Genomic DNA, 21226 nt, shown 5'->3' with positions numbered 1-21226 from the left:
GGATTAAAATCCATCCCTACAATATAGTTCGTTCCGCTGGAACTCTGCATAAAATTCCGAAGGAATGATCTATATTGTAGCAAGGGATTTCAATCCCTTGAACACAACGTAACCACAATATTTGTCGATTATAACTACCTAGAATGGATTAAAATCCATCCCTACAATATACTTTGTTCCTCCGGAACGCTACATAAAATTCCGAAGGAATGATCTATTTTGTAGCAAGGGATTTCAATCCCTTGAACACAACGTAACCACAATATAATTCTAAACCCGACAGGTTTTTAAAACCTGTCGGGTTTAACGCAAACTTGTTACGAACACAATCTCCATTTCTATTAAACTTCCAAATAAGGATCTAAAATTTCTGCAAATTCATTTAGCCAATAAAAACCTTCTTCTATCTTGGCAACCTCTAATTTTAGAGTTTCATCTTTTCTCATAATCCCTAAAGCAATTAAATAATTTAGGCGTCGTATTGTCTTTGCCAGATCTTTTGCATCTACAGTTTTATTAAAAAAATCTATCAATCTTTGTTCTTCTTCTTTCGAAAGCCTTTCTGTAGCCATAGTCTTATTTTTTATATCTTTCAAATATAATACTTTTGAGCTCATATTTGAGCCCGAATGAAAAATAAATCTTGTGACTTTTGAAATATGGATATTTCAGAAGAAACTTTTATTGCAAATCTTGGGATTCACATAAGACAATTACGTGAAAAGAAAAATATGTCGCAACAAGACTTAGCGAATGACTCCGAAATTCCCAAATCCCAAGTAGCAAGAATAGAAAGAGCAGAAATAAATACCGGAATAAGAACTCTTGTAAAAATTGCTAATGCTTTAGACATTGAACCTAAAGAATTGCTTGATTTTCCTTTAAAATAAACCAAGTAAATCGTTTACATAAATGAAATTATCAAAACAAAGAAAAACAGAAATATTGATCTTCATTATTTTGATACTATTTGGTTCAATCTTTTATCTAAACTATAAAAATCTTCATGTAAAGTTTTACAATAAAACTGGAGAAAATCTTGATTCTTTAGTAATTGCAGGAACTTTTATTGGCGATTTAAAAAATGGAAGTTCAACAGAATATATAAATTACAAGGAATTTCTTTTTGATAGCGGAATCCCATACGAACAAATTAGCGGATTTATAAATGACAAAAAAATATACAAACTGAATTGGAGCGACTGTGGCACAGAGAGAAACAAAGAATCTAAAGGATCCTATATTTTTGATTTAAAAAAAGAATTGGACTTAAACGGAAATACTTGCCTTTATCTTGTTGAACATAACAAAAAAATATTCTGGGAAGATTTTTAATTTTTCTTTTAAAACAAAAAAAACTGAAAGCAATTCATAAACTCAACAGCCATGAAAAACCTAATCTTTCTTTTAATGTTTTCTTCCCTTTATTCACAAACCGGAACTTTTAAAGGACATGTATTAGACAGAAATGACCATATTGATTTTCCTGGAGTAAGTGTTGAAATATTACAGAAAAATAAAACTATTGCTAAAACTCAAACGGATTATTACGGTAACTTTTCTTTTAATAATTTAAATTTTGGCGCATATCAGCTAAAACTCGCATATGTTGTATATCTACCATCAATTCAAGATTTAAATTTTACTACAACTGATACTATTTTCGAATTTTCTTATCCACAACCATGTCCGGAATCTTCAAATGTTTGCCCAATAAACAGCTCCGATAAATTAATCCCAATTGTATATGGACTTCCCAGCAAAAAAACATTTAAAGAATCAAAAAGAGGAAAAGTTAAATTAGGAGGCTGCGTCGTTACGATGTGCGACCCAAAATGGTATTGTAAAAAACATAAAATTTCACTTTAAGAACTTGTTTTTACAATGAAATAATGCCATAAAAAAACCTCCAGTCAAAACTGAAGGTTATTCAAATTATGCTCATTTTATTTAAATGAACTTATATTACTTATATGGTTTAAAACCGCGTCATTAACTTTTTAATAGCTCAATTACTTTATCGACATTAATTTCGCTGTAATCGTTGATATAAAAACTACACGGAGGCAAATATTCTTTTGTATGCGTACTTAATACGCCAACAACTTTCATTCCTGCATTTAGCCCCGCTGTAACGCCCGAAAAAGAATCTTCGAAAACCACACAATCCGACGGAGAAACTCCAACACGTTCTGCAGATTTTAGATATACTTCGGGATTTGGTTTATGAAACGTTACGTCTTCACTTGACATCATAGAATCCATTTTGTCTGCGATTTTCAATGCATTTATAATCAAATCAAGATTCGCACGTGGCGCCGATGTTGCAACGGCAGTTTTAAAACCTCGGGATTTCAACTCGCTTAAAAACTCCAAATAATGCGGAATCGTATCGACTTTGTCTTTGTAAATCTCGCGAAACATTGCTTCTTTTTCGTCTTCGAGTTTTATTAGTTCTTCTCCCGCAATTGGACGCTTAAAGAAATGCGACATGATATAACTATTGTGTTTTCCGTACATATGTTCTTCAAATTCTTCGTTGGTATAAGGAATTTGATATTTATCGAAAAACGCCTCGAAAGCCTTCACATGATGCGGATTCGTGTGAGAAATCACTCCATCCATATCAAAAATAACACATTGCTGCTTCATTATATTTTGTTTTTTTTAACGATTGCAAGATACTTATTTTCTACAGAGGTTTTTTATAGAATCTCGCAAAGTCGCAGAGTCGCAAAGTTTTTTGTTTCACGCAAATTTAAAAAAGATCTAAGCCGATAAACGCAGATAATTATTAAAATTAAATCTGCTCAATCTGCCAAATCTCCGAGAGTAAAAATCCTTAAAACATTATTAATCTGCAACTTTAAAAATAAAAAACTTTGCGACTCTGAGGCTTTGCGCGATTAACCATTAACCTGAAACTTGAAACAAAAAACCTTTACCCAATCCAAATCTTACTTTTAACCAAAGTCATTGTTTGTCTCAAATGCTGATTACACGCAATAAGGATAATCAAAGCCACAAGACCGTAACCTACGATGGTATAAATTTCCATATCGGCTAATAAAGTCGATTGTTTAGTGATGGTTCCGAAAAGTTTTTTGAGAGCCAAAGTATTCGCATTATCTGCCGAATATCCTTTTGCCATAAAACCCTGTGCTGTTGAAGCGATTGTTTGCTGCGCTTCGGGATTATCGCCGGTTACGAATTGGCTAAGTTTCAGAAAGTGTTTTTTATTCAAAAAAACCATCGCATTCTGCATCACGCAAAATCCAATTGTGCTTCCCCAAAAACGTCCCGAAACTCCAACAATTCCCGAAGAAACCGCCATTTTTGCCGGAACAGATGATGTCGTAAATAATATTAAAGGCACAAATAAAAATCCAACTCCTATTCCTTGTAAAACATACGGAATGATAATATCTGACAAAGCAACATCTGACACAAAAAGAAACGTAAACCAGAAATGAAAAAGCGCAATTAGCGAGAAACCAATGATAAAAATGATTTTCGTCGAAACGGATTTCATCAGAAAAAAAGCGGCTAAAATCAATCCAATTACATTTCCTAATCCGTTAATATATTGCACGCCCGCAACTCGCGACGGATCCCAATTCCAGATCGAAAACATCGCCGAATGACAAAGACTCAACGTTGCTCGACTGATATAAAAAAGGAAAAACAACAAGAATCCTATTCGCAGATTGGCATATTTAAAAACTTCAAAATCAAAAGTGGGTCTTTTTACCAAACGCTCTTTAAAGATGAATAAACCTCCGGTTATTAAAGCAATCATCAACATTATAACCATGTGAGAAGACTCGAACCAGTATTTTTTTTCGGCATAAACAAAAAAGTAAGCGCCACAAAGAATCGCTGTCAAAACCAAAATATAACTAATCCAGTCGATTTGATACAACGGAATTTTCTTTGTGATTCTATGTCCGCGGAAAGTCACCAAGATCAAAAAGACATTCAAAACCTGAAGTCCGCCCGAAACATACAACATGTATTTCCAGTCGTAATGATCCAGAAACCAAACGGCAATATTCATAATAAATGGCGTCGACAATAACAGTGAACCGTAATAAAAGGAGAAACCAATTATTATGGCATTTTTAGAATGAAACTGCTCGATCAATAATTGCCTGATTGTGATTACCGGAAGTGCCATCAAAATTCCCTCGGCAACTCTTAGCAATAAAAAAAGATAAAAATTGGTAATATACGCCGATGAAATAATCGTAATCCCGATTAAGGAATAAACCGCCATCAGGTAATTTTTTGCCGGAAAAAAACTCGAAAATCTACTTTCGATCAAAATCGTTGCCAGCAAAGTTCCGTAAGTTACGCACATTGCAAATTGCAAATCTTCGGGTTCAATGTCCAAAAAACTCGCTGCATATGTTACGTTTGAAGTATAAACTCCCAATAAAATCATGGAATGCAGCAAACAGACAAACAAAATAATAATGATTGCCCATTTGGGAACCCAGGATTTAAAAATACTTTTATCTTCCATTTTATTGGTGTTCGGCAATAACTGTTATGTTCATTCCGGCTCTTAAAAAATCAGCTTGTTTATCAGTGTCTTTCAATTGAATTCTAACCGGAATTCTTTGTTCGATTTTCACAAAGTTTCCTGTTGCATTATCCGGTGGCAATAACGAAAACCTCGCGCCACTTGCCGGAGATAACGAAGTTATGATTCCTGTAAATTCTTTATCGTTCAGCGCATCTGCCTGAATTTTTACTTGCTGACCAACCGTTAAATATTGCAATTGCGTTTCTTTAAAATTGGCTGTAATCCATTTTTCTTTACTTACTATCGAAAGTAAAGATTGTCCTTCTTTTACCATTTGCCCAGGTTGTAAAGTTCTTTTACCAACCCAACCGTCATAAGGCGCCGTGATTATCGTATACGAAAGAAACAATGCCGCATTATCAGCCACAGCTTGTTTTGAAGCGATATTAGTTTGCGTTGTAGGAACATTTGCCTGCGCTTGAGAAGTACTCAAATTTGAAGATTGAATTCTGTCTCGCATTTCCTGCAAATGTGCTTGCGCCGATTCGTAATCTGCCTTAACTTTTTCTAATTGTTGCGAAGTTGCAGCTTCATCTTTAACCAAAGCTTTGTATCTGTCATATTCTAATTTTGTTTTCCAAAGATTAGTTTTGGCCGCAGCCAATTGCGATTCTCCAATTGCAGTTGAACTTGCCGTTGTCACCACATTTTTCTCTGCTACAACACTACTTTGTTTCGCATTTTGAACATCGGCAAGAGCCACATTCAACTTTGATTTATATTCTCTATTATCGATTACAACCAAAGTATCTCCTTTATGCACAAACTGATTTTCATCAAAACGAACTTCCTGCACATAACCCGTAATTCTCGACATAATAGGCGTTACATATTGCTCAACCTGAGCGTCATTGGTTTCTTCGTGGTTTCTATTAAACACATAAAACCAAATCCCCAAAATGATTCCGCTTGCCACCAAAACGCAAGCTATAATTGTTATTAATATATGAAACGTTCTGTTTCTTCGAGTTTCATTTTTTATCTTGACCATAATAAACTGTATATTCTTTATCTATTTTTTTCTAATTCTCCCCGGATTAAAATCCGGCGCTACAATATGAATCGTTCCTCTGGAACTTAAAATCTATATTCTTTACTCTATTCTCTTGCTTCTAAAATCTTTATTCTTGCTTCTTGCTTCTTGTCTCTAAAAGTCTAAAATCTAAATCTGATCCGGCATTATCCCCGCAGTATGCAACAATTCGTAATGTTTTAGAATTGCATCCAATCTCGTAGAAATCTTATTGTATTTTGCCTGTAACAAAGCGTTATCGGCATCGACCATTTCGGTTATTAAAACCAATTGATTTAAGTATTTTAGTTTTACGATTCGGTAGTTTTCATTGGCCAAATCCAAAGCTTTATCAACAACCACAAACTTCTCTAGGATTTCCTGATATTGCGTATGTTCTTTAAACACTTTATCCTGAATCTCATCTTTTGTAATTTCAGTTTGCTTTTTTTGCCATTCGATTTTTGTGTTCGCCTGATCTACTTTAGTTTTGTTTTTATACAATGCCGAAAGGTCAAAATGCGCTTCAATACCAACTTGTCCTAAAGTGTACAAATACGGATTTGGCGGAAAGAATTTGTAGTTTGGATAGTAAAAACCATAATTCCCAAAGAAGTTTACCGTTGGCAAATAATTCGCTTTAACCAACTTCAATTCTGTTTTTTTGATGTTTAATTCCTGACTTGCCATTCGCATTTCTTCATTCTGAAAAGCTTTTCCCAAGTAAAAATCATACGGATCTAAACCTTTCATTTCATCGATATTGGCTGTTGTATCAATCGCTACTTCTTCACTTTCCGGAATCTGAATTAAAGTTTTCAGATCGTGAAGTGCAATTTTTATGTTTTTGGAGTTTGTAAGTGCACTTAATTCACGATCCGAAAGCTGTAATTCGGCTCTAATAACTTCATTTTTGGTTACCGTTCCGTGTTTTTGCAAAGACTGAACTTCTTTTAATCGGCTTTTTTCTTCTTTAATGTTTTCTTCGAATATCTTCTGAAGTTCCATCATTTTATAAATCGCCAGATAATTTGCTACAACTTCAAGCTCGATATCATTTTGAGTCTTTTCGGTTTTTATTTTGGCAATTTCGTTTTCCTGATTCGCAATTTTAATGGCGTTATTAATCTTATTACCCGCATAAATTGGCATTTTAAAAGTCGAATTCACCTGATAGATTTCAGGAATTGCTTTCGTTACTTCTTTGCCATTTAGGAAACCACTTCCTTTGAATTCCGTAATATTGGTAATTCTGGAATATTCGCCGTTTAATTCGATATCCGGTAAACGGAGTTCTTTTCTTTCTTTGATGTTTTGCTCTGAAAGCGTAGTCTCTAATTGAGATCTAAGGATCTTTTTATTGTTTTCTTTAGCTAGTTTCACCGCTTCATTTAACGAAACCGAATGAATTTCTTGAGCTTGTAAACCATTAAATGTCAATACAATTAGAAATATCAACACGATTTTGAGAAAACAATCCTCTGTAGAATTTGTTGTTTTAAGGAACATGAATATTTAAATAATTTTATAATGCAAAGTTCCTTCATTTTTCTGATGACTGATAATTCTAAAAAGTCAATAACATATTCATTTCGGACAAATGTTAAAATTTTATTTCCCGAAAACGTTATATTAAAATACTGAAAAACAATACGTTGTAAAAAATTATATAAATTGGGGTTTCACGCAGATTTAAAAAGATTAAAACTGATTTTGCAGATTATCATAAAATAAATCCGCCTAAATCTGCTTAAATCAGTAAAATCCGTGGGCAAATATGTTTTATTTTATCCTCAAGATATCTTCTCCATTTAAGTAATCAGAAGGTCTTTGTCCGAGGAATTTAAAGAAAGTATTACTAAACGTCGGCACACTACTATATCCTACTTCCAGAGCGACTTCTTTGACCGAAAGTTTTCTATCAAGCAGAAGTTCGATCGCTTTTAGAATTCTTCGAATAGTATAGTATTGAATAAATGACATATTGAGGTCTTTCTGAAACAAGCGATACAAAGAGCGTTCGCTATATCCAAATTGATGCGCAACATCTGCAAACAAAATTGTTTCGCCCAGATTATTCTCAATATGTCGCAGGATTTTACTCAAACGCGGATCTTTTGGCTGCGGCAATTCTAAAGGTAAATTGGTCAGACAAATTTGAGGTAATATCGCCTTAATCGCTTTGGCAATCGCAAAATTCGGACTTCCTTTTTTAAGATCACCATTCCATCTATTCGTAAAAAGCATCATTTGCAGCAACAAATTATTAACCGGATAAATACCTTCACTTTTATAAAAAACATCTTCGTCTTTTTCAACCGGAAAATATAAGTTTCGCATTGTAACACTTTCAGATTTGGGCTCAATACTATGCTCCACTCCACTAGGAATCCAGATAAAATGTCTTGCCGGCAAAAAGTAGGTTTTCGTTTCTGTTGTTACAAAAACCACATCGCCTTCAGCATATAATAATTGTGCTTTTTCATGTTTATGTGTAGGCACAAACAATTCGCCCATCAAATCGTGGTGACAATAAATGCTTTTTTTATCGGCATCTACTTTTTTGATGTAATATCTATCTAATTTCTGACCGGAATGTTCCATTAAAGTTTAATACGACGGTTTTTGCGATATTAAATATAGTAAGAATAATATAAATTGTGACGGTTTAACCGCAAAGAGCGCAAGGTAAAAACGCAAAGTTCGCAAAGCTTAATTAAAACTTTGCGAACCTTGCGTAAATCTTAGCGCTCTTTGCGGTTAAGCCTTAAATCATAAAAACAAAAAAGCCTTTCCGTTAAGAAAGGCTTCTTCCAATATTGCGGTCTGGACGGGACTCGAACCCGCGACCCCATGCGTGACAGGCATGTATTCTAACCAACTGAACTACCAAACCAACTGCGTTATTGTGAGTGCAAAAATACATCCAGAAGTTGGATTATACAAGGGTTTTTAGGAATAAAAATTGAAATATTTTTAATGAGCTGATTTTAAATAAATTCCAAAGCATAAAATTTTCAAATTTTAGCAAAACAAATCGATTTTTGGCGAAGTTTAAAATTTTAACCAAGCTTTTTCGTACAAAAATAAACTTCTCCTAATTAAACATTGCCAATGGTTTCAACCGTTGAAACGCAATAAATATCAAAACTCGCATTTCGTCTAGTACGTTTCCCAAGGTTGAAACACGGGAATGTCTTCAATCTTGTCATTTCGACGCAAGGAGAAATCACACTAGTTGATCGACACAGATTGGAAATACACTTTGCAGAGTTTCTTGTGTGATTTCTCCCTTCGGTCGAAATGACAAAACTATACGTCAATAAATATGAATTTGCTATTTTAGTAAAAACACAAAGTCCGCAAAGCTTATAAAAACTTTGCGGACTTTGTGTAAATCTTAGCGTTCTTTGCGGTTAAACAAAAATCTCGATATGTCTTAAATCAAAAAAGCCATCCACAAAAGTGGAAAGCTTTTCATTGGTCTAACTACTAAACCAGCTACGAGTTACAAAGTCGTAGCAAAACAACACAACTAATCTTAGATACCGTATTTGGGCAAAAAAGCCTTTCCGTTAAGAAAGGCTTTTCCCAATATTGCGGTCTGGACGGGACTCGAACCCGCGACCCCATGCGTGACAGGCATGTATTCTAACCAACTGAACTACCAAACCTCTGCGTTATTGCGGTTGCAAAGATAGTACAGAATTTCATTTCTGCAAGCGTTTTGATAAAAAAAATTAAATATATTTTTAAATCTTTAGCCAAAGTTTTGTTTTTCAACTAAATATGTAGTCAATATTTTTTCAAAATTATCACCAACATTCACCGGAACGTACTTAATTTGGTTCTTTGCACAAGTCAAAGACAGTTTTTTAAAGTACTCTTCTGCCCTTTTTTCGTATTCTACTTTTACATTATCAGCAAAAATCGATACTTCTTCACCAGATTCTAAGTCAATAAACTTTCGAGGCGCATTATCAAAGTCAAATTTAAGCTCCGTTTTATCATCTACAACATGAAATAAAACGACTTTATGTTTATTGTGTTTTAAATGTTGCAAAGCATTAAACAACTTCTCATCATCTTCTGACTGAAACATATCCGTAAATATGATAATCATCGAACGGCGATGCATTTTCTCCGCAATTTGATGCAAATACGTAATTGTATCGGTTGTCTTTTTGACTTTTGGCTGTTCTAATAATTGCTCTAATTTATTGAGCAGCATTCTATGATGGCGATCACTTCCTTTTTCGGGAGCATAATATTCGTAACTGTCTGAGAAAACGCTTAAACCAACCGCATCACGCTGTTTCTTTAAGATATTCATCAAAACTGCCGACGCCAAAACTGCAAATCCAATCTTCTTTTCATAAAAAGGCCGACCAGATTTTAGTTCCGGATAATGCATCGACGACGAATTATCGACTATAAGATGACAACGCAAATTGGTTTCTTCTTCATAACGTTTCGTATATAAACGATCTGTTTTGGCAAATAATTTCCAATCGATATGTTTTGTGCTTTCACCCGCATTATAGACTTTATGCTCAGCAAATTCAGCCGAAAATCCATGAAACGGACTCTTGTGCATTCCAGATATAAAACCTTCTACAACCTGATTTGCCAGCATTTCGAGATGCTGAAAACTGGAGACTTTCTCTATTTCCGATTCAATTTTCATTCGGTTTCTTTTTTAATATTTTGTGCGCGGTACAAACCGTCCGTCGCTTGCAACAATTTCCTTTTCAGAATTGGACTAAAATTAGGGTTTTCTTTTAAGAATCGCTGTACTTCATCAAAAGCATATTTCGACGAATATTTTCCAACGGTATTACTCAACCAATCTTTTGGAAAGAAAATATCTCCCGTGCGCTGAATTTCATCCACCAAATCTAATGAAAATCTAATATACTTTTGAGCATTTTCCTGACGCAACGGATGATGAAAATTAGCTAATCCAACAGAAACCCACGCTTCTTTTTCTCTGTTTTTGTCATCTTTTAACGATTCCATAAAGGCATTTCGAACTGATTCATCATTCGATAAAGACGGAAGTAAGAACTCAAATCGCTTTTGTTTGTCCGGATTTGTGATTGTTGTTTTGGTTTTATTCAGGATTTCATTTACTTTTTCATGCTTGAATATCGCCAAATTCATTGCAATATTGGTATAATCGTCTTCATTTAATTTTAAACTTGGAATCGCAATTTCTTTATTCCAAATCTGATATAATTTGGCTTTCGCCGAATCTGAATAAGCGATTGAACTAAATAAATTGAATAATGTCTTTTTGATATTACTCGACAAATTGGCTTGTAAACGTTCATACAAAACATCTTCAAGTTGTTTCTGTGCCTTGTTTTGTTGCTTTTCTGTTAGGAATTTCCAAAAAACAGCATTTGTCTGATTCGTAATTATTTTCAAAACCAACTCGTTTTGCTCGACTTGAATTCCTTTTATAAAACAATCAAACGCTTTATTTGGCGAAACATTTCCGTTTAAAGTGTTTTCATAAAGATTGCTATAACTTGACGCTCTTGCAACCTCATCTTTCAAAGTTGATATATAATTTAAATTATTCCCGTCAAGCGGAAAAACTCCATATCCAAAACCATTATAATTGTAAACAATACTCTCAGGTTTTGGTTGCCCAATTAAAGTTTTTATACTACTGTTTTTGTCTTTAATATTAACCTCAACAATCTTAACATTATCCGGATAAATCAAACCAATCTGAAAAACCTGAGGCCAGATATTATCGGACTTATCTTCTGCTTTTTGCTGAATTTCGAAAGCTGAAATTCGGTTTTGAGCATCATATTTTATTTTATCTGTAAAAATGGCTCTTCCGGATTTGTTTACCCAAACTTTGCTCCATTTTTGCATATCAAGCGGAGTTTCAGCATCTAGAATTTCAACTAGATTATTCCAATCTGCATTATCGTTTGCGTATTTCTTAATGTATTTTTCAAGTCCTTTCTGAAAAGCTTCTTTTCCCATCGAAGCTTCTAATTGACGCATCATTATTGGCGCTTTATTATAAATAATTGCGCCGTAAAGCGAACCTGCATCTTTTAAATTAGCTAAATTTTGCTTTATCGGATGCGTTCCCAACGAGCGATCTTCCGCGTAAGCGCTTGCATAATGTGCTGAGAAAAACTGCAAATTATGATTGATTTTCGGAAAGATTGGATTCATAATTTTGTCTGCCATAAAGTTTGCAAACACTTCTTTCATCCAGACATCATCAAACCATTTCATAGTAACCAAATCGCCAAACCACATATGCGATGTTTCATGCGCGATTAGTTTTGCACGATCAAGTTTCTCGCTGTCTGTTGCGCTATTATCCAAAAAAAGACTTGATTCTTTGTATTGAATTGCGCCAACATGTTCCATTCCGCCATATTGAAAAACGGGAATTGAAGCAAAATCTAACTTCTGAAATGGAAATTTATAATTGGTATATTTTTCTAAAAAGTCTAATGATTGTTGGTGTAAACTGAAAATAGTATCGGTACTAACTTTTATTTTCTCTTCGTTGTTTTCACGATATAACATCGTCATTTCTCGATTTCCTGGTTTCTGCGTTACCGTTTTGAATTTTCCGGCTACAAACGAAAACAAATAAGTGCTCATTTTGTCTGATTCTCCAAAAGTATAAGACGTAAAATCTCCTTTTTCTACTTTCTCTTTTACATCGGCTCCAGCCAAAACCGACCAATCTTTAGGAACCGTTAAACTCAATTTGTAAGTTGCTTTAATATCCGGCTGATCAAAACACGGAAATAATGTACTTGCGCGATCCGGAACTAGTAAAGTATACAAGAAATCATCATTTCTGTTCAAAGATAAATCTCCTGCTATAAACGAAATTCCGACAGTATTTTTTCCTAAAATCAAGTCTTTGGCAGCAATAACAATATGTCCTTTCTCATGAAGAATTGCAGTACTTTTTCCGTTAACCAGAATAGATTTTATATTCTGAGTTTTCTCTTTAAAATCTAAATACAAAGGCTCGCTTAGATCAGAAATAGCCAGATTCAAAGTCAGATTCGAATTAATTTCCTGTTGTTTTTCTTTCGGAATCTCAAACGAAAGTTCGTAAGTAACATTAGAGATTTGATGTTTTCGAAAAATTGCCATTTGCTCTGAAACACCATTATCTAAAACAAGATTTTCTTTTTGTTTCGATTGAGAAAAACCAATTGTAGTAAATGCAAGAACACAAAGAAAGCTGTAGAGAATTTTCATTTTTATAGGAATATATGATTCGTAAAAATAAAAAAAGTTTGCCACGAATTAAATGATTTTCACAGATTAAAAAAATCATTTAATCTGTGGCTAAAACAAAAAAAGGTCTGACTTGCGCCAAACCTTTTCCAAACTTACTAATTCAAGCTATCCAAAAATAAAATTATTCAGTTTGTTGAAATTTCAAAGTTGTATCCCATAAAGCAACTCTTAAAGCAGGATTTCCATCTGGGATATTCACAATAAAAGCGTTTATTTTGCCTGTAGCACTCGGTTTGAATTTAAAACCGGGCTTAGAAAAAACCGGAACATTCTTCGTGGCTTTAGTTTTTTGATAAAATCCTGATAACGCCATATAAGTCGTGAGAGAATTTCCTTCATTATAAGTAAAACGTTCTGCTTTGTTATCGTCAGTATTATAAGAGATTGTCACGAGTATGAGTATCAAAAATGTGAATATCAAAAGCGGTAAAAAAGGTTTTAAGGCTTTCATAATAATTTAGTTTTGAGGTTTATTAAACATGTTATTTCGAGAAAATCAACTAGAAAAAAGAGGTATTATTCTGTTTGTTTAAACAGAAAAGAAAAATCTCCTGCATAATAATCAAACCTTTTGGTTGAAGGATAAACAGGTTCTGTTGCCGAACTTAGGGAATATGCATATCCGGTAATTATAATATTTCCCGCCACAATAGGATAAGTTGTCGAAGATCCGTCCGTTTTTGTTCTGGAAATCCAGTCATCACTATAAACCGATAAAAAATATTCTTTATCTTTAATAAGCTGAATAGGTACTATTGTTTTTTCGAAAGCCATGTTTGCTACAGAAACAAACATTTTTTCAGAATGTATAACAGTTTTAGTTGATGCATCCCATATTGTAATTCTTAAAGCTGTATTTGTATCTGGCATTTTTGCAAAAACGGAAGTTATTTTACCCGTAACTGTTGGCTTAAAGCTAAAGCCAAACTCATAGAATCCCTCATTTTTAACATCCACTGCTTTTTGATTAAATCCTGAGGTTGTCAAATAAGAATCTAAAGGATTTTCGGCCACATAAGTAACCGGACCTTTATTATCATTATCGTCACCGCTGCACGAAATCGTTAACAGCGCCAGTAATAAAAGGGCTAAAATCGTTTTTAAAGTTTTCATGATAAATTAATTAACTGGTTATTTATTTGGTTTTAAATACTTTTATTTTCTTTTGGGAAAACTATTTTTGAATATTAAAATGCGTACAAACTTCTTCGTAACTCATTTTAGAATAATCTAATTTGGCTTCTTTTGATGTCGCCGCAGCAACGCCACCCGGAATCAAGATATAACGCCAGCTCAGCGTTGTTGGAAGACCTACAGTTCCTCCGGCATCATGTCTAAATCGGAACAATTTGATTTTCTTTAGAGTAGAAATAGCCGTAATTGTATTGACAAATCCGCCAGCTGTCGAAGTATAAGGCAATGTATAGGTACCAATTCCAAAAGACACATACACTAATATGGTTCCTTTTGAAAGAATATCATCAGACAATTCCGGTGCATTAATAGTTGTAGATATTCCTGAAGTTCCATCAATTGTTTCTGCAGCTGCAGTTGGCGCCGTTATCCATGCGCTATAAATAACATTTGCCGTTCCGGTTGCTCCCGTTGCTCCTACTTGTCCATCAACTCCGTCTTTTCCGTCATCGCTGCTGCATGAAGTTGAAAAAATAGTAAGTAATAAAATGGCAAAAATGGTTTTAGTAATTTTCATAATAATTTGGTTTTAATAATTCATTAAATGGTTAATTTTTAATTCAATAGCGTTATTTTTGTAAAAGCCAAATGATAGTAACAGAACGTTTCTTTTATCTGAAGGCTTAATTACAAAACAAATTTGCAGGATTAAAATGGGCGGAAAAACCACCAATAGATAAACAACATTTTAAATAGACAGACAACTATAAAACCGAATCAAATGACCAAAAAATACACTTGTATCATTATCGACGATGACGAAATTGACAGACTTACGGTGTTATCGTTTGCCAAAAAATTTCCGATTTTGGATATTTTAGGTGTTTTTGAATCGGCAGAAGATGCGTTTTTATTTATCGAAAAAGAAAAGATCGACATCTTGTTTCTGGATATTGATATGCCGGGTTTAAACGGAATCGAATTCAGAAAACAAGCCTTAGAAATTCCCGTTTGTATTTTTATAACAGCACATCCTGAACATGCGGTAGAAAGTTTCGAAATAGAAACGCTTGATTTTATTGTAAAACCATTAAAACTTGATCGATTTGCACAAACCATAAGCCGAATCGAAGAGTTTATGGAAATTAAATTGAAAGCCTCACTTTTTGAAGCAAGTATTGGCGGCGACACTATTTATATAAAAGAAGGTCACGATCAGACGAAAGTCAAACTACACGAAATTTTATATCTCGAAGCTTTAAAAGATTATACCTTAATTATTACAGACAAAAAAAGACATTGCGTTTTATCGAGTATTGGCAATCTTTTGAAAGAAGATCATTTTCAGTCTTTTATCCGAATTCATAGAAGTTTTGCGGTTCAGAAGCAATTCATTCAGAAAATAAATTCGACCGAAATTCTTCTAAACAACAATATTACGATTCCCGTTGGCAGAAGTTATAAAGAAAACCTAAATCTGTTCTCATGAAAAAAATGGGGTTCTTGTTTTTGTTTTTCATCAACTTAACTGTTTTCGCACAGCAAGAACCTATTCTGGCAAAGTATAAAACGCAACCCGAAAAACTTAAAGCCTGGGTTAAATTCTGCAACGATGTTAAGAATTTAGACGATTATCCAAAACTTATAATTAGTGCTGATAAAGGCATAAACCTCTCTCAAAAATATCCTGCTTTCTTGGGTAAATTCTATTATTTTAAAGGATATGCGTATGAGTTTAGCAACAATCAATATCAAAAAGCAGTAGACAACTATGAGTTATCATGGAAATATGCTAAAAAATCCCGACATCTTAAAATAGAAACCAACACTTTGATGCGTCTTAATTATATGTATTATTCTCTTAATGCAACTGCAAAAAGAGATCATCTAATTGAGTACATCAAAACAGTATTAGACACTACAAAAAGCACTTATTCTCAAGCTGTCCTTAACGGAAGTGTTGCCGAATATTACATGGACAATTACGATTATGACACTTTTATTAGTTATCAATTAAAAGCAATAAACTATAAAAAGCAACTCGAAAAAAGCGAAGCAAATTACGAAAACATTGGAATATCATACAGTCAGATTGCAAGTGCTTACACAAAAATGAAGCAATATGATAAAGGAATTGAATACTTAAACGAATCAAAACCTTATATAAAATCGCCGTACGTCAAAGCGTTTTTATGCAATTATTATTTGCAATGTTTTGTTCCGTTAAAGAAAATCGACAGCGTTCAAAAATATTACAAGCTAATTTATACATATCCTTCCGCCAAAGATTCTTTGTTTCTTAATTTGAGTTTGGCTAATAGAAGTCTTTCCGAATATTATATTACACAAAACAAAATCGGCATTGCTTATAATTATGCTAAAAAAGCAGTTTCATTAGGACAAAAATCGACCGATGAAGAAATTATAATGGAAGCGAACACAACGATGGGAAGGGTTTTATATGAAAAAAGAGATTATAAAAAAGCCATTGAAACTTTGACACTTGCTTCAAAAAATGCTTTTACCTACGACAAGGAATCTTATGTTACGATCAACAAGAAACTATCGCAAAGTTACGCTGCTTTGGGACTTTGGCAAAAAGCCTATGAATACAACGAAAATTACAGCAAGATTAATGACGAAATCATGCAGGAATCTGCCAGCAAGAACATTGCAAATGCCGAAGCCCGTTATCAAAACCGAACAAAAGGTCAGGAAATAAAAAATCTTTCGGCTCAAAATACCATTAAAAACATTCAGATTGAAGAAGCCAAAAAGCAGAGAATCTTTTTAATTTCGGGATTAATTCTCATTGGAATAATTGTATTATTAGTATTCAAACAAAGCCAGAATCGAAAGAAAACCAATGAGAAATTACAGGTTTTAAACCACGAACTCGACGAAGCAAATAAAATAAAAGCCCGATTTTTTAGTATTTTAAATCACGATTTGCGAAGTCCCGTTTCGAATTTAATTCACTTTCTACATCTTCAAAAAGAAAATCCGGAACTTATTGATGAAGCCACCGCCTTGCGCATGCAAACGAAAGTTATTTCGGGAGCAGAAAATCTATTATCCTCAATGGAAGATATTTTGTTGTGGAGCAAAAGTCAGATGGAAAATTTCAAACCTCATTTTAAAGAAATCTCAATAGCTACAATATTTGAAGAAATGAAAAACCATTTTTCGAGTGTAGAAAACATTGAAATTTTATTCGAAAATTCGCAAAACATCATCTTAAACACAGATGAAAATTACCTAAAAACCATCATCAGAAACTTAACAGGAAATGCCATAAAAGCACTTGATAAAACCCAAAACGGCAAAATAATCTGGAAAGCCTGGCAGGAAAACAATCAAACGTATCTTTCTATTACAGACAATGGTCCAGGCGGAACTCAGGAACAATTCAAAGCTTTATACGACGATTCAGAAGTTATAGGAATCAAATCCGGTTTAGGATTGCATTTGATTCGGGATTTGGCTACAGCCATAAATTGCAAAATCGAAGTCAAATCTCTGCAAGATTCAGGAACTACTTTCACGATTGCATTCTAAAGCTTTTTTACGCCATAGATATTTAAACTTTGCGCCTTTGCGTCTTTGCGCGCAAATTTCAACCAACAATTAAAGCGCTTAAAATTATAATCGCGCAAAGACGCAAAGGCGCAAAGTCTTTTTTTTTTAAGAAACACATTTCTTTTAAAAATCTATATGTTAAGAAATTACGCTCAATTTTATTCCAATAAAAAAGGCTTGACTTTCGCCAAACCTCTTTTATATAAATCATAATCTTACGATTACAACAAAGCGTCTAAACTATCTGCGTAGGTTTGTTTCGGAGCAACTCCTACTTGTTTTCCTACTACTTCACCGTTATGAAAAACCAAAACGGTTGGTATGTTACGCACACCATATTTTGCAGCGAATTCTTGGTTTGCATCTACATCTACTTTACCAACAACTACTTTACCTGCGTACTCTTCGCTGATTTGGTCGATGATTGGACCAACCATTCTACAAGGACCACACCATGCTGCCCAAAAATCTACCATTACTGGTTTATCTGATTTCAAAACTACTTCGTCAAAAGTAGCATCTGTTATTGCTAATGCCATAATTTCTTATCTTTTTAAAATTATCGTCTGAATTGTTACTCTTCAAACTAGAGTACAAATTTAAAAATTAAATACAAATGAAACACCATTCCCAGATTAGTTTTCATTATAAATGTATTGTCAATAATTATATTAACACGAAAAGTATTATTTATAAGTTTTAACCTACAACTATTTGAGCTTCATCTTTTTAAAAAAACGTCAGTTTTTTACCTTATCTTTATAGATCCTGAAAATCCACGCGAAATGAGAGAAATTTTACTTCATATAAAAACCTTTTTTCAATCGGTTCGTTTTAAGAAATATGCCAAACGTTTTGGCTTCTTTATTTTGGGACTCATCATTTTACTACTTCTTACTTGTGGCGGATTATCGATTTACTTCAACCAAAATAAAACCGAAATTATCGCCAAAGTCAATACCAAAATCAACGAAAACATTAATGGAAAGTTTCACATTGGCGATTTTCATTATAAGTTTTTAACTGGTTTCCCCAATTTTACTTTGGCCTTAAAAGATGTTGAAATCAAAGACAATCAATGGCAAACACACAAACATACTTTATTGAATGCAAAAGAAATTGAGGTTCGACTGAACGTTTGGAGTTTATTGCAAAACGAAATCAATATTCATAAAATCCTGATTAACGAAGCCAATATTTATGTTTATAAAGCCGAAAATGGCTATTCGAATGCGAACATCTTTAAACCTAAAAAGAAAAAAGATCCTAACAATAAATCTGAAACCGAAACTACAGTTGACCAAGTTGAGTTAAACGGCGTTCACTTTATTCTCGATAATCGTTTAGGGCACAAACTATTTGATTTTGATGTTGCCAACTTAACCACAAAAGTAGATTATGACGGTGATAATTGGCAAACAAATGTTTTTCTGGACACTCAAATTGCCAGTTTGGCATTTAATACCGTACACGGAAGTTTTGCAAAACAAAAACAACTCAAAGGAACTTTTGAGGTTTCTTATGATTCCGGAAAACAAAAAATTGATGTCGTAATCAAAGGTCTCAAAATAGGCACAGATTCTTTTGATATTACCGCTTATTTTAATTTAGCCAAAGGAAATGCGCTCTTCGGAATTAATATTGGAACAACTATTTTATGGCAAAATGCATCCAATTTATTATCGGCAAACATAAGTTCTAAGCTTAACCGATTTAACTTGAAAAAAGAAATCGATGTGAATTGTGACATCAAAGGCGATTTTAATGCCGAAGGTGATCCCAGAATTGTAGTTCAGGCAATAATTAAAAATAACGAACTCAGCATTCCAGACGGGCAACTTACCGATTGTAGTTTTAAAGGTATTTTCACCAATAATTTTAAACCAAAAGAAGGTTTTAACGATGCAAATTCGGCTATTATTTTAACTCATTTTGCAGCAAATTATGAAAATATACCGCTCAAGATTCCGCAATTGTCGATCAATAATCTCGAGAAACCGCTGGCAACCGGTTATGTAAGTTCAGATTTTGATGTTACGAAACTAAACGAAGCAAGCAACGACAAATGGATTCAGTTTTCTGAAGGTCACGCCACAGCAAATCTAAAGTTTCAGTTTGATATTGTCGATTTGTTTATCACCAAACCGCGTTTTATTGGAAACGTAAATGTGCAGAATGTCTCTTTTCATTTTATTCCGAAAAACATTCACGCCGAAAAAATCAACGTTCAGCTCGACTTTACCGAAAAAGCTTTGCTGATTAAAAAAATCGCATACAAACACAATAAAAACATCGTTTATATCGAAGGTAAAATCGATAATTTCCTGAATCTATATTACGATGCACCCGAAAAAATGGTTGTAAACTGGGATATTTATTGCCCTAATATTGATCTCAAACAATTTCTGGGCGTTTTGGCGAGTTCACAAAAAAGTAAAGCAACGCCCAAAAAAGCAACAATGTCTCATCAATTGCGAAATGCTATCGAAAAATGCGTCGTAGATATTAACATCAAAGCCGACAAAATAAATTATAATAAACTGACCGCCACCAATACAAAAGCCGAAATCCAGATGATCGATTCCAGGCTTATTATAAAAAATGGTTCGCTGCAAACTTCTGGCGGAAGTATTACTTTTAGCACTATCGTCGCGCCAAATGGAAACAACTTTAATTTTAGTTCGAATGCACAAGTAAATCGGGTTGATATTGCGAGTTTTTTAAGATCGTTTAACAACTTCGGGATTCAGTCTTTTTCTCCAAATAATATCAAAGGAAAACTTAGCAGCAAGGCAAATGTCACCGGATTAATCAATAGCAAAGGCGAATTAATCACCAATTCTATGCACGGAAAACTTGATTTTAATGTCAATCAGGGCGCGTTACTTAACTTTGAACCTATTGTAAAAGTTGGGAAATTTGCGTTTCCGTTTCGCGATGTCAAGAACATTACTTTTAGCGATTTGTCGGGCAACCTCAACATACGCGGAGAACAAATAGACGTGAATAATCTAACCATAAGTTCCAGCGTGCTCAACTTCGACGTCAACGGAATTTACTCTTTTGGCCGAGGCACAAATCTTGCTCTCACAATCCCACTCAGAAACTCTAAAAATGACATCAAACTCGCCACCAAAGCCGAACGCGACGCCGTTCGCGACCGCGGAATTGTACTGCATTTAATCGCACTTGACGACGATGGGAAAATGAAAATCAAATGGGGAAAGAAGGATAAAGGAAAGTGATTTTATCACGCAATATTGCATAAAAACACCCACTAATTCATACAATCTTGTCATTGCGAGGAACGAAGCAATCACGCTAGTACTCGCCAAAGATTTGTCTCTCTGAGCGAAGTCAAAGAGCTTTTAAAATTTGGGATTTAAAAATATTGTAATTTCAATTTCTAGAAGCTATTTCCTGCTGTCCACTATATCTTTTGCAGCGAACCCCGCCACAAAAGGATGCCGTTCCCATCAGGGCTAGGGCTTTTGGTTTCATAAGAAAGTTTAGAAATATTAATTAACGCCAGTCAGAAATGATTGGCGTTTTTTTTACGGAAAAAACTTAAAATCTTCGGTTAATATCACGTTGAAAACTAAAATTTAATG

The 21226-nt window shown here is 33.9% G+C and carries 18 protein-coding genes and 2 tRNA genes; 6 read left to right on the top strand and 14 right to left on the bottom strand.

The window, feature by feature from the left end; genetic code table 11:
• Positions 1–341 precede the first annotated feature (341 nt).
• Positions 342–596, bottom strand: a complete 255-nt coding sequence (locus WN975_RS21235; RefSeq protein WP_338140826.1) for a hypothetical protein — start codon at positions 594–596, stop codon at positions 342–344.
• 63 nt (positions 597–659) lie between these two features.
• Between WN975_RS21235 and WN975_RS21230 the strand changes: the two genes are divergently transcribed.
• From WN975_RS21230 to WN975_RS21220, 3 genes are read left to right on the top strand one after another with little or no spacing between them, the layout of a single operon-like run.
• Positions 660–890, top strand: coding sequence for a helix-turn-helix transcriptional regulator (locus WN975_RS21230; protein WP_337968226.1), 231 nt, complete (start codon positions 660–662; stop codon positions 888–890).
• 22 nt (positions 891–912) lie between these two features.
• Positions 913–1335 carry a hypothetical protein gene (locus tag WN975_RS21225; protein ID WP_337968225.1) on the top strand — a complete coding sequence of 141 codons (423 nt, stop codon included), beginning with the start codon at positions 913–915 and terminating at the stop codon, positions 1333–1335.
• Between the two features lie 51 nt (positions 1336–1386).
• Positions 1387–1869, top strand: a complete 483-nt coding sequence (locus WN975_RS21220) for a carboxypeptidase-like regulatory domain-containing protein (protein WP_337968224.1) — start codon at positions 1387–1389, stop codon at positions 1867–1869.
• 123 nt (positions 1870–1992) lie between these two features.
• Here WN975_RS21220 and WN975_RS21215 read toward each other — a convergent pair whose 3' ends face one another.
• From WN975_RS21215 to WN975_RS21160, 12 genes are all read right to left on the bottom strand, one after another.
• Positions 1993–2652, bottom strand: coding sequence for an HAD family phosphatase (locus tag WN975_RS21215; RefSeq protein WP_337968223.1), 660 nt, complete (start codon positions 2650–2652; stop codon positions 1993–1995).
• A gap of 289 nt (positions 2653–2941) precedes the next feature.
• A complete protein-coding gene (locus tag WN975_RS21210; RefSeq protein WP_337968222.1) occupies positions 2942–4525 on the bottom strand; it encodes an MFS transporter in 1584 nt (527 codons plus the stop codon).
• Between the two features lies 1 nt (position 4526).
• Positions 4527–5579 carry an HlyD family secretion protein gene (locus WN975_RS21205; RefSeq protein WP_337968221.1) on the bottom strand — a complete coding sequence of 351 codons (1053 nt, stop codon included), beginning with the start codon at positions 5577–5579 and terminating at the stop codon, positions 4527–4529.
• A 171-nt stretch (positions 5580–5750) separates the two neighbouring features.
• Positions 5751–7061, bottom strand: coding sequence for a TolC family protein (locus WN975_RS21200; protein WP_337968220.1), 1311 nt, complete (start codon positions 7059–7061; stop codon positions 5751–5753).
• Positions 7062–7382: 321 nt separating this feature from the next.
• Entirely contained in the window at positions 7383–8204 is an 822-nt protein-coding gene (locus tag WN975_RS21195) for an AraC family transcriptional regulator (protein WP_337968219.1), read from the bottom strand.
• Between the two features lie 218 nt (positions 8205–8422).
• Positions 8423–8496, bottom strand: a tRNA-Asp gene (locus WN975_RS21190).
• Positions 8497–9200: 704 nt separating this feature from the next.
• Positions 9201–9274: transfer RNA gene (locus WN975_RS21185), tRNA-Asp, on the bottom strand.
• Positions 9275–9360: 86 nt separating this feature from the next.
• On the bottom strand, positions 9361–10287 hold the full coding sequence (locus WN975_RS21180; RefSeq protein WP_337968218.1) for a DUF58 domain-containing protein: 927 nt from the start codon (positions 10285–10287) through the stop codon (positions 9361–9363).
• Entirely contained in the window at positions 10284–12860 is a 2577-nt protein-coding gene (locus tag WN975_RS21175) for a M1 family aminopeptidase (protein ID WP_337968217.1), read from the bottom strand. Before WN975_RS21175 ends, WN975_RS21180 begins: the two co-directional genes overlap by 4 nt.
• Positions 12861–13023: 163 nt before the next feature.
• A complete protein-coding gene (locus WN975_RS21170; RefSeq protein ID WP_337968216.1) occupies positions 13024–13353 on the bottom strand; it encodes a hypothetical protein in 330 nt (109 codons plus the stop codon).
• Between the two features lie 65 nt (positions 13354–13418).
• Positions 13419–14015, bottom strand: a complete 597-nt coding sequence (locus WN975_RS21165; protein ID WP_337968215.1) for a hypothetical protein — start codon at positions 14013–14015, stop codon at positions 13419–13421.
• A gap of 61 nt (positions 14016–14076) precedes the next feature.
• On the bottom strand, positions 14077–14613 hold the full coding sequence (locus WN975_RS21160) for a hypothetical protein (RefSeq protein ID WP_337968214.1): 537 nt from the start codon (positions 14611–14613) through the stop codon (positions 14077–14079).
• Positions 14614–14817: 204 nt separating this feature from the next.
• Between WN975_RS21160 and WN975_RS21155 the strand changes: the two genes are divergently transcribed.
• Both WN975_RS21155 and WN975_RS21150 read left to right on the top strand, forming a co-directional pair.
• Entirely contained in the window at positions 14818–15525 is a 708-nt protein-coding gene (locus tag WN975_RS21155; RefSeq protein WP_337968213.1) for a LytTR family DNA-binding domain-containing protein, read from the top strand.
• Entirely contained in the window at positions 15522–17594 is a 2073-nt protein-coding gene (locus WN975_RS21150) for a HAMP domain-containing sensor histidine kinase (RefSeq protein WP_337968212.1), read from the top strand. Before WN975_RS21155 ends, WN975_RS21150 begins: the two co-directional genes overlap by 4 nt.
• A 242-nt stretch (positions 17595–17836) precedes the next feature.
• Here WN975_RS21150 and trxA read toward each other — a convergent pair whose 3' ends face one another.
• Positions 17837–18154 (bottom strand): thioredoxin, encoded by a 318-nt coding sequence (gene trxA, locus WN975_RS21145; RefSeq protein ID WP_041516662.1) that lies wholly within the window; start codon positions 18152–18154, stop codon positions 17837–17839.
• Positions 18155–18400: 246 nt separating this feature from the next.
• Between trxA and WN975_RS21140 the strand changes: the two genes are divergently transcribed.
• Positions 18401–20860, top strand: a complete 2460-nt coding sequence (locus WN975_RS21140) for an AsmA-like C-terminal region-containing protein (RefSeq protein ID WP_337968211.1) — start codon at positions 18401–18403, stop codon at positions 20858–20860.
• Positions 20861–21226 lie beyond the last annotated feature (366 nt).

This window comes from uncultured Flavobacterium sp., assembly GCF_951805225.1.
Classification (GTDB): Bacteria; Bacteroidota; Bacteroidia; order Flavobacteriales; family Flavobacteriaceae; genus Flavobacterium.
Note: the sequence above shows the minus strand (reverse complement) of the source record. Positions and strands in the feature narration are given on the sequence as shown.